Below are 15565 nucleotides of genomic sequence, written 5' to 3'. Positions count from 1 at the left end.
CATGCTGGTCCTGATTGCTGGTACAGGCGTGTTGCCAGATGAAGTGGTGGCGCAGCTTGATACCCCACCGTTGATTTGCGCGCTTGAAGGGTTCGCACCGGACAATTTGACCGTGGATATCGAGTTTCCGCTGGAAAAACTCGGCAGTTTCATTGCCGAGGCCAAAGCCAGGGGCGTTACCGAAATTTGCATGGCGGGCGCCATTCGTCGTCCCCCGGTCGATCCTTCACGCATTGACTCGGAAACGATGCCACTGGTTCCGATCCTGCAAAAAGCTATGACTTCCGGGGATGATGGTGCGCTGCGGGCAGTGATTGGTATTTTTGAACAGGCCGGGTTCACGGTGCGCGCCGCCCATGAGATCGCCCCGAGCATCTTGCCGCCGCTGGGATGCCTGACGCAGGCACATCCATCCGAGGCCGATTTGGCTGACGCTGATCGAGCTGCAGGCATCCTTCGCGCCATGGGGGCTGCGGATATCGGTCAAGCCTGCGCTGTGTCCAAAGGGCAAGCGCTGGCTGTCGAAGGTATTTTCGGCACAGCATGGATGCTGCAATCCCTCACGCAGCGCCCAGATGCGGGTGGGGGTGTTTTGTTCAAAGGTCCAAAGCCTGATCAGGACAGACGGGTGGACCTGCCTGCAATCGGGCCGGATACAATCGCCGCGACAGTCGCAGCTGGTTTGACGGGGATCGTCATAGAAAAAGGCGGTGTCATTGTTCTGAACCGCGCTCGGGTGGTCGAAGAATGTGATCGTTTGGGCATCTTCCTGTTCGTGCGCGAGCGGGCCGTCTGATGCGCGTCTTTCTGGTCGCTGGTGAACCCTCTGGCGACCGGCTGGGTGGCGCACTGATGGAGGGGCTTAAGACACTGCTGCCGAATGTGGAATTCGACGGTGTCGGGGGGCCAATGATGCAGGCGCAGGGTCTGGTCAGCCGATTTCCGATGTCTGAGCTCAGCGTCATGGGGTTGGTCGAGGTTCTGCCCAAGTTCTTTCACCTCAAACGCCGGATTTCGGAAACCGCGCAGGCGGTATTGGAGACTGCACCAGACGTTCTGATCACCATAGACAGTCCGGATTTTTCGTTGCGTGTCGCCAAGCTGGTCAAAGCTGGCAGCGATATTCGCACCGTTCACTATGTCGCCCCCAGCGTTTGGGCGTGGCGGCCGGGCAGGGCGGACAAGATGGCAAAAGTCATTGACCACGTGCTTGCCTTACTGCCATTCGAGCCGCCCTATATGGAGCGTGCCGGGATGGAGTGCGACTTTGTCGGCCACCCGGTCGTGAACGAACCTGTAGCCACAGAACAGGACATTGCACAGTTTCGCAGAGATCACGATTTGGGTGATGCTCCACTTGTGCTTGCTTTGCCCGGTTCCCGGAGGGGAGAGGTCGAACGGTTGGCCCCGATTTTCGGCGCGGCGCTGCGGCGGTTTCTGCAAGACCGCCCCGGTACGCGCGTCGTGGTTCCGGCCGTTGCACATATGGTCGATGCCGTGACCGAGCAGGTCAGGGATTGGCCGGGTCAGCCGGTTGTTGTCGATCCGCGCAAACTCCCCTCGGCTCAGGCGCAGGCGCAGAAAAGGGCTGCGTTTGCCGCAGCAGAACTTGCGCTGGCGGCGTCGGGTACAGTCTCGTTAGAGTTGGCCGCGCAGGCGACACCGATGGTGATCGCCTATAACCTGAACTGGCTCACCACGCTGATCGCGAAGCGGATGGTGAAACTGGACACGGTGACCCTGGTCAATCTGGTTTCGGACACCCGCGCTGTGCCTGAATGTCTACTCGAGGATTGCGAGCCCGGGGAAATTGCTGACGCCTTGCGACAGGTCGCGGCGACACCGGGCACCCAGCAGGACGCCATGCGTCTGACCATGAATCGCTTGGGTCGGGGCGGCGAAGCCCCCGGTCTACGTGCGGCAAAGGTAGTTCTTCAAAGGATGAACGGTTGATGCTGGATCACGTGATTTTTGCGGCTTCGGCCTTCATGGCGCAGGTGCTGACAAATCTCGACAACCTTGCTGCTCTGGTCGCGCTGATGATGGTATCAGGCCCGCGCCGGACCGTGGCTGGGTTTCTGCTGGCGCAGCTATTGGTGATCACCGCCGCGCTGCTGCTGGCAATCGGCGTTGATGACGTGATCCCACATTGGGCCGGGTATCTGGGGGTGATCCCTCTGGCGCTCGGCCTGATTGGAGTCTTTCGGCAGTTCAAAGGGTCACAAAGCAATGAAGCGCCGCGCCTGTCATCCGGTGCATCGACGCTTGTCACTATGATGCTGTTCATCAGCCTGTCGATGGACACTTTTGCCGTGCTTGCCCCATTGCTGGCGGATTCGGCCCCAAGCTATCGGATCGCAGGCTTTGTCGGCGCGATCATGGCTGCGTTCACTCTGACCATATTGGGGCTGTTAGGTGGTCGTGCGCCTATCATGACCGGCGGCTTCGCGCGTCGATTGGAAACCCTGGTACCATATGTGATGGTCTGCGCGGGGCTCTATATCCTCAGCAACTCTTGGACTGACGCGATTTAGTAGCCGCGCCAAATCCAGCCTCCGCCAAAGATGCGACTGCCCTCATTTGCGTAGAACACGCAGGCCTGACCCGGGGAAATCCCTTCCTCGGGCGTTAGCAATTCGACTTCGGCAGTCGTATCCGACAGGGGCCGAACAATCGCTTCGCGCGGCGGACGGGTCGAGCGGACCTTGACGGACAGGTGCCATTCGTCACGAGATGCGAACGGCTCATCCCCTAACCAGTTGATTTCGCGCACCGGAACGGTGCGGGTGGCCAGCAGTTCCTTGGGACCAACAACAACCTGTTTCTTGTCCACATCCAGCTTCACAACATAGAGCGGCTCGCTCAGACCACCGATACCAAGGCCACGGCGCTGTCCGATGGTGTAGTGGATCACGCCGTTATGCTGCGCCAATACGCGACCATCGGCGTGCACGATCTCGCCGGGCTCAGCTGCACCAGGGCGCAGCTTTTCGATGACGCTGGCATAATTGCCATTGGGCACGAAACAGATGTCCTGACTGTCGGGCTTATCCGCCACGGCTAACCCATATTGTGCCGCCATCTCACGCGTGGCGTCTTTCGAGGGCAAATGGCCCAAAGGGAAGCGCAGGTAATCCAACTGCTCGGGCGTGGTCGAGAACAGGAAATAGGACTGGTCGCGGTTGGCATCCTCGGCGCTGTGCAACTCGGGGCCGTTTTCACCCATCTTGCGCTGGATGTAATGGCCGGTTGCCATGCAATCAGCCTCAAGGTCTTTTGCAGTTTCCAGTAGGTCCTTGAACTTCACCCGCTCGTTACAGCGGATACAAGGCACTGGAGTCGCGCCGGCCAGATAGCTGTCGGCGAACTCGTCGATCACCGCGTCCTTAAAGATGTTCTCATAGTCCAGAACATAGTGTGGGAAACCGCGTTCCTCGGCTACACGCCGCGCGTCATGGATGTCGATCCCGGCGCAACATGCACCTTTCTTGGCCAGGGCCGCGCCGTGGTCGTAAAGCTGCAGCGTTACCCCCACCACATCATAGCCTTGATCGGCCAGATAAGCCGCGACAACCGAGCTGTCCACACCGCCGGACATGGCAACAACCACCCGCGTTTCCGAGGGCGGTTTGGCAAAGCCAAGCGAATTGAGTTCGGTCTCGGCAACGAGGGCCATGGCGATTCCAGTCCGGGTTAAGAAAGACCGGCAGAATATAGGAAAATTCTACACACTCTCAAGGGGTGGTTTCACGTCCTTTTAAGTAGGCTGGGGGCAGCTTTGTTGCAGTAAGCAAAGGGGCGAATGATGTATTTGCACAAAGTGGAAGGGCCGCGATCGGTCACTTTGCCGGACGGGACGATTCTGACGCGCGCAGATTTGCCTCCCAACGAAACCACGCGCTGGGTCGCGTCCCGAAAGGCCGTAGTGGTTCGGGGGGTTTTGTACGGGCTCATCAGCCTGTCTGATGCCAAGAAACGCTATGGCATCAGCGATGAGGAGTTCAACTCCTGGGTATCTGCAGTTGCGGAACACGGTTTGGACGCGCTAAAGGTGACGAGCCTAAAAAAATATCGACAACCTAAAGGAGAAAGTGAATAACTGATTCAACGGTAACGTCAGATTAACCATTTTTATTCAGGCTCAAATCAGTTGAAGAATTTGACCTAATTGGAGCAGTTAAATGCGAATACTTCTTGTCGAGGATGATCCGACCACGTCCAAAAGCATCGAATTGATGCTGACACATGCGAATTTGAATGTTTATGCAACGGACCTTGGCGAAGAAGGCATCGATCTGGCCAAACTGTATGACTACGATTTGATCCTTCTGGATCTGAATCTGCCCGATATGAACGGGCATGAGGTACTGCGCCAATTGCGGATTGCACGCGTTGAAACGCCCATCCTGATCCTTTCGGGCGCTGATGACACCGAAAGCAAGATCAAGGGGTTTGGCTTTGGCGCCGATGATTACCTGACCAAACCGTTCCACCGCGAGGAATTGGTGGCGCGAATTCATGCGATCATTCGCCGGTCCAAAGGGCACTCGCAATCGGTCATTCATACAGGTCAGGTTGCCGTCAATCTCGATGCAAAAATCGTTGAGGTCAAAGGAAAGACCGTGCATCTGACTGGCAAGGAATATCAGATGCTAGAGCTTTTGAGTTTGCGCAAGGGAACGACGCTGACCAAAGAAATGTTCCTGAACCATCTATATGGCGGCATGGACGAGCCTGAACTGAAAATCATTGATGTGTTTATCTGCAAGCTGCGCAAAAAACTTAGCAATGCGACGGGCGGAGAGAACTATATCGAAACGGTTTGGGGGCGCGGATATGTCTTGCGGGACCCACAGGCCAGTTCGAATACGGAAACACGTATCGCTGTTGGCGCCTGATTTACCACTGCCGTCGTTGGTCCGGGGCGGCACCCTCACTCACGGCACAGCAGGACACTGGACCTCGCAATGGCCTCGCCCTATCACTGGGTTTCAGAACGACGTGACAGGGCGAGGCCATGAGCGAAACAATTGCCGTATCCAAGCTGACCGAGGCTGAGGCGCGTGAGGAACTGGAGCGACTTGCACGTGAATTGCAACGGGCCAATCAGCTGTATCACGCAGAAGACGCACCTGAGCTTTCTGATGCGGATTACGATGTGCTCAAACGCCGCAACGCCGAGATTGAGGCGCGGTTCCCGGCGTTGAAGCGACCCGACAGCCCGACCGAGCAAGTCGGCGCAAAGCCAGCGGACGGGTTTGCCAAAGTTTCGCACGCGGTGCGGATGATGTCGCTGGGCAACGGGTTCGACGACAGTGATATCACGGACTTTGATCGCTCGATTCGCAAATATTTGGGGCAGAGCGACGACGCCCCTTTAGCATTTACCGCTGAACCTAAGATCGATGGCTTGTCTCTGTCATTACGTTATGAGCGAGGCCAGTTGGTTCAGGCCGCGACCAGAGGCGATGGCGAAGTGGGTGAGAATGTCACAGCCAACGCGCGAACCGTCGGTGACATTCCGCAGCAGATCGAAAGCGCCCCGGATATCCTTGAGGTGCGCGGCGAGATTTACATGTCTCATGCCGATTTCGACGATCTCAACGCGCGGCAAAGGGCGTCGGGAGGCAAGACCTTTGCCAACCCACGCAATGCGGCGGCAGGATCTTTGCGGCAATTGGATCCTGCGATCACGAAATCCCGACCTCTGCGGTTCTTCGCATATGCTTGGGGTGAATTGTCGGAACGCTTGGCAGAAACGCAGATGGGTGCGATCAAGCGTTTGCGGTCCTTCGGGTTTCAAACGAACGATCTGACGCGGCTTTGCGCCTCGGTTTCCGAAATGTTGGATCACTACCGGGATATCGAAACCCAGCGATCTACCTTGGGTTACGATATCGACGGTGTGGTTTACAAAGTGAACGATTTGGCCCTGCAGGCGCGGCTTGGGTTCCGGTCAACCACGCCACGTTGGGCTATCGCACATAAATTTCCGGCTGAGCTTGCCTGGACCCGCCTTGAGGCGATTGACATTCAGGTCGGGCGCACCGGTGCTCTCAGCCCCGTGGCGCGGTTACATCCTGTGACTGTGGGCGGGGTCGTAGTCTCGAACGCGACGCTGCACAACGAAGACTACATCTCTGGTCGCGATGCCAAGGGTGGAGAGATCCGAGGCGGAAAAGATATCCGTATCGGCGATTGGGTGCAGGTTTATCGTGCAGGCGATGTGATTCCGAAAGTGGCCGATGTAGACCTGTCGAAACGACCAGATTGTAGTGTTCCTTATGATTTTCCGACACGATGCCCCGAATGCCAAAGTGCAGCGATCCGCGAAGATGGCGATGCGGTCAGGCGATGCACGGGCGGGTTGATATGTCCGGCGCAAGCCGTTGAAAAACTGAAACACTTTGTATCGCGCAAGGCATTCGATATCGAAGGATTGGGCACCAAGCAGATTGAAATGTTTCATGACGATCCGGATTTGCCGATCAACACTCCAGCAGATATTTTTACGCTACAGGATCGAGACGCGAAGAACCTCGCGCGCCTGAAAAACAGGGATGGATGGGGCGAAACATCGGCCAGCAACCTGTTTGCAGCCATTGATGAAAAACGCAGGATCGAATTGGGTCGTCTGCTGTTTGCTCTGGGCATACGGCATGTCGGAGAGGTCAGCGCACGCGATCTTGCGCTTTATTATCTAGATTGGGACGCGATGGCACAGGCGCTTGATGTCGCGCATCCCGCTGCTCTTGCTCAGCGAAGCGCTGATGAGGCGGAAGAATCTGAACGCCTCGCTGCAGCAGAAGAAGGCCGCCGCGCGCGGGTGAAAGAGGCCCGAGAGGCGGCGATTTCCATCGCTGAAGTTCCCAAGGATGCGGCAGCGGCCTGGTCCGAACTGATCGGCATCGACGGCATCGGCGTGACCCTAGGACTTTCTCTGTCGGATGCCTTTGCGAACACGGATGAGCGGCGGGCGTTTGATGACCTCAGACAGCACCTTACGGTCGTGGCTCCGGACGCACCCGCCTCGGACAGTCCGGTTGCCGGGAAAACCGTTGTTTTCACCGGGACGCTCGAAAAGATGACTCGCGCCGAAGCCAAGGCCCGGGCCGAGGCTTTGGGGGCCAAGGTTTCGGGGTCGGTCAGTCAGAAAACCGATCTGCTGGTTGCGGGACCTGGCGCAGGTTCCAAGGCCAAGAAAGCTGCGGATCTGGGGATCACGACGCTGGACGAAGACGGCTGGTTGCAGCTGATCGGGGATGCATGAGCGGTCGTCCCGAAGTTCTGTTCCCGCTTTTCGCCGGGCTAGAAACGCTTGATGGCGTTGGCCCCAAAACAGCGCAATTGCTGGGGCAGCTTGGGATCGAAACGCCCCGGGACGTACTGTTTGCACTGCCTTACGCGGTAATCGACCGGCGGCGGCGAGGAACGATTCAGGGTGCGAATTTGCCCACGACTCTGACGGTCGAGATTACGGTCGGCGCGCATCGTCCACCGCGAAATCGTGGTGGGGCGTATCGCATTCATGTGGAAGACAGTCAGGCGGACTTCCAACTGGTGTTTTTCCATGCGCGTGGAGATTACCTTAAGAAGATCCTGCCTCAAGGGGCGCGGCGGGTTGTTTCGGGAAAGCTTGAACTATTTGATGGGATGGCGCAGATGGTGCATCCTGATCATGTGGTTGCACCGACGGACGCAAGCGATCTGCCAGAGTTTGAGCCTGTCTATCATTTGACACAAGGCGTGACTCAAAAGACCGCGTATAAGGCTGCACAAAGCGCCTTGGCACGTATACCAGCGCTGAAAGAATGGGCCGATCCAAACCAGATCTCTCAGAAAAGCTGGCCAGATTGGGATGTTGCGATGCGCGCAGCTCATCACCCGCAGGGGACAGATGATGTTGCCGCCTTTGCGCCTGCGCGCGAGAGGCTGGCATACGATGAGTTGCTGGCGCATCAATTGACGTTGGCCCTTGCGCGGCAGCGCGAGAAAAAGGCGCGCGGACTTATCAGCGCGGGCACCGGAGCCCTGCAGAAACGGGTTTTGAACGCTTTGCCGTATCGCCCGACAGACGCGCAGCAAAGGGCGATAGCAGACATTGCCGCCGACATGGCATCAGGCGCGCGCATGAACCGTCTGCTACAGGGCGATGTGGGCGCGGGTAAGACGCTTGTGGCGTTCATGGCGCTATTGATCGCGGTCGAAGCAGGTGGGCAGGGCGTCATGATGGCCCCGACCGAGATCCTGGCGCGGCAACATCTGGAAGGGTTGCGACCGCTGGCCGAAGACGCAGGCGTCGTGCTTGAATTGCTGACCGGTCGCGACAAAGGGGCCGAGCGCAAAGCCAAACTGGCTGCGTTGTCCCGGGGTGACATTCACATACTGGTCGGTACACATGCGGTGTTCCAAAGCGACGTCGCGTTTCATGATTTAAGACTGGCTATTGTTGATGAACAGCACCGGTTCGGCGTGCGGCAAAGGATGGAGCTTTCGGAAAAAGGGCAGGGTGCCGACGTTCTGGTCATGACGGCGACGCCCATTCCGCGCAGCCTTGCTTTGGCGCAGTATGGCGATATGGATGTATCGGTTCTGGATGAAAAGCCGCCAGGGCGCAAACCGATAAAAACCGCGATACTCAGCACGCAGCGCATGGACGAGGTGGTGGATCACCTGCGGCGCGCTATTGATGACGGCAGGCAATGTTATTGGGTCTGCCCATTGGTCGACGAATCCGAAGTCTCTGACCTGACGGCGGCGGAAGAGCGGTTCAAACGGCTGCGAGCATTGCTGGGTGATGGCATTGTCGGGTTGGTCCATGGGCAGATGCCACCAGCCGAGAAAGACGCTGCCATGGCAGCGTTTCAGGTCGGACAAACCAAAGTCCTTGTTGCGACTACCGTCATCGAGGTTGGCGTCAACGTTCCCAATGCCACGATTATGGTAATCGAACGTGCCGAAATCTTCGGCCTCGCGCAACTTCATCAATTGCGAGGGCGCGTTGGGCGGGGTGAAGACGCATCAACTTGTTTGCTGATGTATCAGCCACCCATCAGCGAGGGCGGGCGCAGACGTCTGGAAGTGTTACGTGAAACCGAGGACGGGTTCCGTATCGCGGAAACCGATCTGCAGATGCGTGGGGCGGGCGATCTGATCGGAACCGCTCAATCCGGCTTGCCAAAGTTTCGCATTGCCGATCTGGAACGCCAGGCTGGGTTGATGGCGGTCGCTCAATCAGATGCACGTGCCCTGCTGTCTTCCGATCCGAAACTGTCCTCGGACCGGGGGCAGGCGGCACGCGTTCTTTTGTGGCTCATGAAGCAGGATCAGGCCATCCGTTTGATTTCAGTGGGTTAGATGAGAAATTCCGATTAGTTCACAAATGTTCTCAAAAAGTTCTTTACCGACTCGGCGAAATATGAGAACAAAAGGTCAACAAAGGATTAAGCCCAGACCGGAGGTGAGACCATGCTGACCCAGATTAAGACCGCTTTCAGCCGTTCGCAGGCGACTATTTTGCAGGACGCTGTTGGTGCGGTTTCACTGGTTGTCATGCTGGTCGTTGCCCTTCACCTGCCTATGGGGTTCTAAGCCTTTCTGCCTGCGATCTCGTGCCGTTAACACGCGTATGTCATCCCCATTTCAGTCAAGGGTGACCTGCCTGTCCCAAACCCCTTGAGGGGCCTGCCTCGGCCCCGCGCGGTGTTCCGGATCCCACGCGAGAGACGCAATACCTGCCGCCGCCCTTTCGCCCGGAAGGAGCGGCGGTTTTTTCCCTGAAGACTTTGTAAATCGGCCCGGCAGCCAAGTGGAATAAGAGCGATTAGGCGCAGTGGGCCTGTTCGGCCTGCCCCATCGCCTCGGCTGTTGCTTCAAGTGCAAGCAGGATCGAGGCGTGGCGGTTCTTGTAGTCCCGAGCGGGCATCAGCACTTCGAGTCCGTCAAAAGGTGCGTCCGGTGCGGGGCCGTCTTTCTTGAGCATCTCCGCCAGTTGATCCCGCGCCGTTTCAACCTGCGCCCTCGTGGTTCCGATGATTGCGTCTCCGACAACCGAAGCCGAGGCCTGACCCAAGGCACAGGCTTTTACATCCTGACCAAATTCAGCGACTTTGCCATTGCGTACAACAACATCAACCGTAACGGTAGAGCCGCAAAGCGGTGCGCGTTTCTTGACGGTTGCATCCGGGTTGTCCAGGCGATCCAGATGCGGAATGTCCGCTGCCAGCGCAAGAATTCGGCCGGAGTACAGCTTGATCAGGTCGGTTTCGCCGGACATGGGTTTCCCTCGTAGACTGTTCCTCATACATAGTAGGCAAACCCGGGGATGCAAAAGGTTTTTACCATGGTGCAAACTGTCACCTTCGATCCATCGACGCTCAGATATAACGAGGCCGGATTGATCCCGGCCATTGCTCAGGATGAATCTTCCGGCGAAGTTCTTATGATGGCCTGGATGAATGCCGAGGCCGTCACACGAACTCTGGCAACCCGACGCGTGACGTATTGGTCGCGTTCGAGGCAGTCGTTTTGGATCAAAGGGGAAAGTTCGGGTCATGTGCAGGAACTGGTGGATTTGCGGGTGGATTGCGACCGGGATTGCCTTTTGGTCATAGTACGTCAGACGGGTGCCGCATGTCACACAAACCGGCGGACTTGTTTTTACACCGCCGTACGGGATGGCGAGGAAGTCGAGTTGATGTCACCGATGGAATAATAGTCCCCATGGGGCTATGCCTTCGGCGAGAGTATTTGGGAAAAGATGAAGTTCGGTCAGAGACCGACAATGCGTCGGATATCTGCGGGGGTTGCGCCTTCGCTGCGGTATTTAGTGATGGCGCGGGCATCGTCGCGCTTTGCGAGGCGCTTTCCAGTTTCGTCGCGGATCAGGTGGTGGTGCATATACTGTGGGGTCGGCAGATTCAGCAGGACCTGTAAAAGAACATGTATTCTTGTCGCCTCAAACAGGTCCTGACCGCGTATGACGTGCGTGATGCCTTGGTCGGCATCATCCAGAACTACGGAAAGATGATAAGATGTGCCCATGTCGCGACGCGACAGGACGACATCACCGATTGTTTGCGCTAGTTCCTGCGCTGTAACGGCAAGCAACCCCGCTTCACCGTTTGGTCCCTGGCCGAGTTCGTTGAAGCTGGTGAGGTTCTTGGTTTTCTGCGCTTCCAAAATTTCTCGTGCCGCCTTGGCGATGTCCAGTCTGAGCGGTATGTCCTGCGGCCTGTGTCCGGTGCGCGATGATCGATCGCGGCAGGTTCCGGTGTAGATGAGCCCGTCCGGACCATGCAGTGGTGCGCCTTCCTGCGGGGCGCTGGCAGCGGCGGCAATGTCTTTTCGGTTACATGTGCATGGATACAGCAACCCGCGCGCCCAGAGCTGATCCAGAGCCGCCTGATAGGCGTACAAACGGTCCGATTGGCGCATCACCGGTTCTGGCCAACGCAATCCGAGCCAGCTCAGATCATCGTATATCTGAGCCTCCCAATGCGGCCGGGCGCGGGATTGATCGATGTCTTCGATCCGTAAAAGGAACTCGCCTTCATTCGCCGTTGCCTGACGATAGGCCAGCAACGCGGAATAGGCGTGGCCCAAATGCAGCGGGCCGGTTGGAGATGGGGCGAAACGGGTTTTGAAAGTCACGCTTTTTCAATTACGTAAACGTCAGATTTCATGTCCATGCCCTGCAAATGAGGGCCATTTTCGCGAAACAGTAGACGCGCGTGGCCCATGTCCAGCCAATCGCCGAGGCGGGCGGTATAGTTGCGGTCAGACAATGTCAGATCATTGAACGAAAACGCCAGCAATCCGTTCTTTGGCAGCGCGTTCATCAACATGTCGAAGGTCTCAGGCGGGGCGGCTCCGGTGCTGATCACACCGATGGCGGTGATAACTTGGTAGGCACCAGCCTTCAGCGGATTGGGATCGGTGATCTCGAAATCTGTAAGGGCGCGATAGATGCCTTTGGCACCGGCCTCTTGCAGCATTTCGGGTGTGGGGTCCATGCCGTCGATCACGCGATACCCGGCACTGCGCAAGGCCTCTCCGGACAGGCCGGTACCGCATCCATAGTCCAGTATAGGTGTGTCGGCGTCCGGCCTGATCGACCAGAGCGCATGGGCAACACGCTTTGGTGTCACGTATCCTTGGCCGCCGACCTCATCATCATAAGAGGTTGCCCATTTCTTGTAGTGATCCTGCGTCTCTTGCAAAGAGCCGAGCCCGTAGACGTTTTTGAAGAACTTTTCACTCATGCAAACATGTTAGGCGCTGCGCATGGGCTGCGTCCAGTCAGCAATGTGAAAGCCACTGTGTCCACTCGGCCTTGGCGCGGTCTGTATAGGCCTTGTACCGGTCCTTGCGCCCGCGACGCCCACCTTTGAGACCATCGACAGGGCGGAACAGCCCGAAGTTCACGTTCATCGGCTGAAACGTCTTGGCTTCGGCGCCACCCGTTATGTGATGGATGAGCGCCCCCATCGCGCTGTCTTGCGGCACCGGGGGCAGGGCGCGGTCCAGAATCTCAGCCGCAGCAAGCCGACCCGCCAAAAGACCCATCGCAGCACTTTCCACATAGCCTTCGACGCCGGTGATCTGACCCGCGAAACGGATGTTTGGGCGCGATTTCAAGCGCATCTGCGCATCCAGAAGCGTTGGCGAGTTGATGAACGTATTGCGATGAATACCACCCAATCGCGCAAAGCTGGCATTTTTCAGACCCGGGATCATCCGGAACACATCTGTCTGCGCCCCATACTTCATCTTGGTCTGGAAGCCCACGATGTTGAACAGCGTGCCAAGCGCATTGTCCCGGCGCAATTGCACAACTGCATGGGGTTTGATGTCTGGTTGATGAGGGTTGGTCAGTCCAACGGGTTTCATTGGCCCGTGACGCAATGTTTCGCGCCCGCGCTCGGCCATGATCTCGATAGGAAGACAACCGTCAAAATAGCCTGCGGTCTCACCTTCGTGGAATTCGGTCTTATCAGCTGCCAGCAGGGCATCAATGAATGCCTCGTATTGATCGCGATCCATCGGGCAGTTGAGATAGGCGGTCCGCTCTTCCTCGGTCTCGCCCTTGTCATAGCGCGATTGCATCCAAGCCTGACTCATATCGATGCTATCGGCATAGACAATTGGTGCGATTGCATCGAAGAAAGCCAAGGCTTCTGCGCCGGTTTCGGATTGGATCGCAGCCCCTAAATCGGGCGAGGTCAGCGGGCCCGTGGCAAAGATCCAGTGGCCGTCATCGGGCAGGGCGGTTACCTCTTCTGAGGTGACGGAAACGCGTGGGTGTGCTCGCAGTTTTGAGGTGACGGATTCGGCAAAAGGATCGCGGTCGACCGCCAGCGCCCCACCAGCCGGCAGTCGGTGTGCATCCGCCGTGGACATGATCAAACCATTGGCCGCTCGCATTTCCCAGTGCAGCAGACCGACAGCGTTTTGTTCGTCGTCATCGGAACGGAACGAATTTGAACATACCATCTCGGCCAGATTGCCGGTCTGGTGGGCAAATGTGCCCACTTTGGGCCGCATTTCATGGATAACGACATCCACGCCCATTTCTGCAGCCTGCCAGGCAGCCTCGGACCCGGCCATGCCGCCGCCCACGATATGCAATTTGTGTGTCATGACCAGCCACATAGGGCACTGCATACACATGCGCAACGCGTGATTTGCTGCTATCTTAGAGGGAAAGTCTTGGGGTCGCCGCTGCGGGAATGTCTGCGCCGGTGAGAGAAACCAGCTTGGAGGGACCTTCCGCCCACGGCGACCCAAAAGTGTTCTTCAGGCCACGGCCTTGACCCACCATTGCCACAGTGTCGCCCATTTGAAAAGTGAAAAATTGCGAACAGTCGGTAAAATTGTGTCAAACAATTGCGTTATTGCTGCCAATTTGGGGGGCGTTTTTCGATAAAGGCGTTAATTCCTTCCTCGGTATCCCGATGCAGCATATTCTGCGCCATTACCTCGGCGGCATAGGAATAAGCCTGCTCCGTTGGCATCTGAAGTTGCTGATAAAACGCCTCTTTTCCGATCTTTACAGCTGATCCCAACTTTTCGGCCAGCTGTTCAGCCAGCGCGTTTGTTTCGTGCTCCAACAGCATTTCCGGGACAACACGGTTAATCAGGCCCAAATCAACCGCGCGCTCTGCAGATATGAAATCGCCGGTCGTCAGCATTTCGAACGCCTGTTTCCGCGGGATGTTACGGCTGAGCGCTACCATCGGGGTCGAGCAGAAAAGTCCGATGTTGACACCGTTTACACCGAACCGGGTACCTTCTGCCGCGACCGCCAGATCACATGTGGCAACTAACTGGCATCCTGCAGCGGTCGCGATACCGTGTGTCTGTGCGACGACCGGCTGGGGCAGGGACTGGATCGACATCATCATTCTGGCGCAACGGTCAAAAAGGTACTGGAAATAGGCCAGACCGCCGTCTTCGGCCTGACGGCCCGCAGTCATCTGCTTTAGATCATGACCTGCGCAAAAGGCTTTGCCCGCGCCGGAAAGGATCACAACTCGGATTGTCTGATCTTCACGCAAGGCATCAAACTCGGACTGCAGCGCTGCAAGCATCTCATCGCTCAGGGCATTCAGCCGCTCGGGCGCGTTCATGATCAGCCGCGCGATCGCGCCAGTGTCGTTACGTTCCAGAATTGCCATCTTGCCCTCCCCCAAAGTGTTCGCCAACTCTAGGGCGGCACGGCAAGGAGGGAAAGCATGTCATTGGCGCTGAACAAAAAAGAATTATCTGACTATATGGCGCAGGTTTTCCCGCAGGTTCACAAGGATTTCGTGGTTGAGGATTTGACCGAGACTACGATCACCATGCGTCTTGTCGTGGCCGATCGTCACCTGCGACCGGGCGGAACTGTTTCAGGCCCATCCATGTTCGGGCTGGCTGATGTAAGTGTCTACGCCTTGGTACTTGCGAGGAAAGGGCGGCAATCGTTGGCCGTAACCACCAGCAGCTCGATGGATTTTCTGCGCAAACCTGTCGGAGGTCGGGACATGATAGCCAAATGCAGCTTGCTGAAACTCGGGCGCAGTCTGGCAGTGGGGGATGTCCTTATGTATTCCGAAGGATCTGCCGAGCCGGTTGCCCGCGCCAGCATGACCTATTCGATTCCGCCTGATGGATCGGCTGCTGCGAAGTTTGGATAAAAAAGGGCCGGGGACAAGCCCCGGCCAGGGAAGAGGTCCCATAAAATGGGACTGGGGATAACTCAATTCATCCAGAACTGGCGGTTCGCCTCTTTGCGGGCCTGATACCGCGTCAATCCGACGTCGCGCAGCAAGTGATCATCCAGCTTGCCAAGGTTCAGGCGACTGCGGCGGCGTTGTTCCCATTTTGTGACCGTCGCGGCAAACTGCACGGCCAGCGCTGCGATCAGCGGCAGCCGGGGACTGTCGGTCAGCAAGATCAGGGCGGGTGTGTGCGTTGCGCGTGTCATCTTGGGTATCCTTTCAAATTGTATTGACACAAAGCATAGATGTTCGGTACATATGATTGATACATTCTGGATTGTGTCAAAATCAAAGGAAGAATT

17 protein-coding genes are annotated in these 15565 nt (G+C 57.2%); 10 read left to right on the top strand and 7 right to left on the bottom strand.

Annotated elements, in window-relative coordinates:
- Window position 1 precedes the first annotated feature (1 nt).
- The 3 genes from ACR0FG_RS06150 to ACR0FG_RS06140 are packed head-to-tail and all read left to right on the top strand — an operon-like array spanning window position 2 to window position 2534.
- Window positions 2-796, top strand: coding sequence for an LpxI family protein (locus tag ACR0FG_RS06150; protein ID WP_480891138.1), 795 nt, complete (start codon window positions 2-4; stop codon window positions 794-796).
- On the top strand, window positions 796-1953 hold the full coding sequence (gene lpxB / locus ACR0FG_RS06145) for a lipid-A-disaccharide synthase (RefSeq protein ID WP_480891136.1): 1158 nt from the start codon (window positions 796-798) through the stop codon (window positions 1951-1953). Before ACR0FG_RS06150 ends, lpxB begins: the two co-directional genes overlap by 1 nt.
- Window positions 1953-2534, top strand: coding sequence for a hypothetical protein (locus tag ACR0FG_RS06140; protein ID WP_480891134.1), 582 nt, complete (start codon window positions 1953-1955; stop codon window positions 2532-2534). The genes lpxB and ACR0FG_RS06140 overlap by 1 nt, the downstream gene beginning before the upstream one ends.
- Here the strand turns inward: ACR0FG_RS06140 and mnmA are convergent.
- Complete coding sequence (gene mnmA / locus ACR0FG_RS06135; protein WP_170711473.1) at window positions 2531-3676, bottom strand: tRNA 2-thiouridine(34) synthase MnmA; 1146 nt, start codon at window positions 3674-3676, stop codon at window positions 2531-2533. The genes ACR0FG_RS06140 and mnmA overlap by 4 nt on opposite strands.
- Before the next feature lie 129 nt (window positions 3677-3805).
- Here mnmA and sciP point away from each other — a divergent pair, with 129 nt between their 5' ends.
- The 5 genes from sciP to ACR0FG_RS06110 all read left to right on the top strand — a co-directional run bounded on the left by sciP (window position 3806) and on the right by ACR0FG_RS06110 (window position 9591).
- On the top strand, window positions 3806-4099 hold the full coding sequence (sciP, locus tag ACR0FG_RS06130) for a CtrA inhibitor SciP (protein WP_480891130.1): 294 nt from the start codon (window positions 3806-3808) through the stop codon (window positions 4097-4099).
- Between the two features lie 82 nt (window positions 4100-4181).
- A complete protein-coding gene (ctrA, locus tag ACR0FG_RS06125) occupies window positions 4182-4898 on the top strand; it encodes a response regulator transcription factor CtrA (protein WP_480891126.1) in 717 nt (238 codons plus the stop codon).
- A 119-nt stretch (window positions 4899-5017) separates the two neighbouring features.
- A complete protein-coding gene (gene ligA / locus ACR0FG_RS06120; protein ID WP_480891123.1) occupies window positions 5018-7270 on the top strand; it encodes an NAD-dependent DNA ligase LigA in 2253 nt (750 codons plus the stop codon).
- Window positions 7267-9357 carry an ATP-dependent DNA helicase RecG gene (recG, locus tag ACR0FG_RS06115; protein ID WP_480891120.1) on the top strand — a complete coding sequence of 697 codons (2091 nt, stop codon included), beginning with the start codon at window positions 7267-7269 and terminating at the stop codon, window positions 9355-9357. Before ligA ends, recG begins: the two co-directional genes overlap by 4 nt.
- Window positions 9358-9468: 111 nt before the next feature.
- The gene (locus ACR0FG_RS06110; RefSeq protein WP_480891119.1) at window positions 9469-9591 is read left to right on the top strand and encodes a hypothetical protein; all 123 of its coding nucleotides are present in this window, start codon (window positions 9469-9471) and stop codon (window positions 9589-9591) included.
- A 232-nt stretch (window positions 9592-9823) separates the two neighbouring features.
- Here ACR0FG_RS06110 and ACR0FG_RS06105 read toward each other — a convergent pair whose 3' ends face one another.
- On the bottom strand, window positions 9824-10276 hold the full coding sequence (locus tag ACR0FG_RS06105) for an iron-sulfur cluster assembly scaffold protein (RefSeq protein ID WP_480891117.1): 453 nt from the start codon (window positions 10274-10276) through the stop codon (window positions 9824-9826).
- A gap of 48 nt (window positions 10277-10324) precedes the next feature.
- Between ACR0FG_RS06105 and hisI the strand changes: the two genes are divergently transcribed.
- Window positions 10325-10714, top strand: a complete 390-nt coding sequence (gene hisI / locus ACR0FG_RS06100) for a phosphoribosyl-AMP cyclohydrolase (RefSeq protein ID WP_170711479.1) — start codon at window positions 10325-10327, stop codon at window positions 10712-10714.
- A 56-nt stretch (window positions 10715-10770) separates the two neighbouring features.
- Here hisI and gluQRS read toward each other — a convergent pair whose 3' ends face one another.
- From gluQRS to ACR0FG_RS06080, 4 genes are all read right to left on the bottom strand, one after another.
- The gene (gene gluQRS, locus ACR0FG_RS06095) at window positions 10771-11652 is read right to left on the bottom strand and encodes a tRNA glutamyl-Q(34) synthetase GluQRS (protein WP_480891115.1); all 882 of its coding nucleotides are present in this window, start codon (window positions 11650-11652) and stop codon (window positions 10771-10773) included.
- Window positions 11649-12263 (bottom strand): class I SAM-dependent DNA methyltransferase, encoded by a 615-nt coding sequence (locus tag ACR0FG_RS06090; RefSeq protein ID WP_480891113.1) that lies wholly within the window; start codon window positions 12261-12263, stop codon window positions 11649-11651. The genes gluQRS and ACR0FG_RS06090 overlap by 4 nt, the downstream gene beginning before the upstream one ends.
- 37 nt (window positions 12264-12300) lie before the next feature.
- Window positions 12301-13641, bottom strand: a complete 1341-nt coding sequence (gene trmFO / locus ACR0FG_RS06085; RefSeq protein WP_480891110.1) for a methylenetetrahydrofolate--tRNA-(uracil(54)-C(5))-methyltransferase (FADH(2)-oxidizing) TrmFO — start codon at window positions 13639-13641, stop codon at window positions 12301-12303.
- Between the two features lie 251 nt (window positions 13642-13892).
- Complete coding sequence (locus ACR0FG_RS06080; RefSeq protein ID WP_480891108.1) at window positions 13893-14678, bottom strand: enoyl-CoA hydratase; 786 nt, start codon at window positions 14676-14678, stop codon at window positions 13893-13895.
- A gap of 57 nt (window positions 14679-14735) precedes the next feature.
- Here ACR0FG_RS06080 and ACR0FG_RS06075 point away from each other — a divergent pair, with 57 nt between their 5' ends.
- Entirely contained in the window at window positions 14736-15179 is a 444-nt protein-coding gene (locus tag ACR0FG_RS06075) for a PaaI family thioesterase (protein WP_480891106.1), read from the top strand.
- A 62-nt stretch (window positions 15180-15241) separates the two neighbouring features.
- Here ACR0FG_RS06075 and ACR0FG_RS06070 read toward each other — a convergent pair whose 3' ends face one another.
- Entirely contained in the window at window positions 15242-15469 is a 228-nt protein-coding gene (locus ACR0FG_RS06070) for a DUF1127 domain-containing protein (RefSeq protein ID WP_480891103.1), read from the bottom strand.
- Between the last annotated feature and the right edge of the window lie 96 nt (window positions 15470-15565).

It is taken from the genome of Ruegeria sp. E1 (assembly GCF_056534225.1).
The sequence above is the reverse complement of the archived record's forward strand: the minus strand, read 5'-3'. Positions and strand labels throughout refer to the sequence as shown.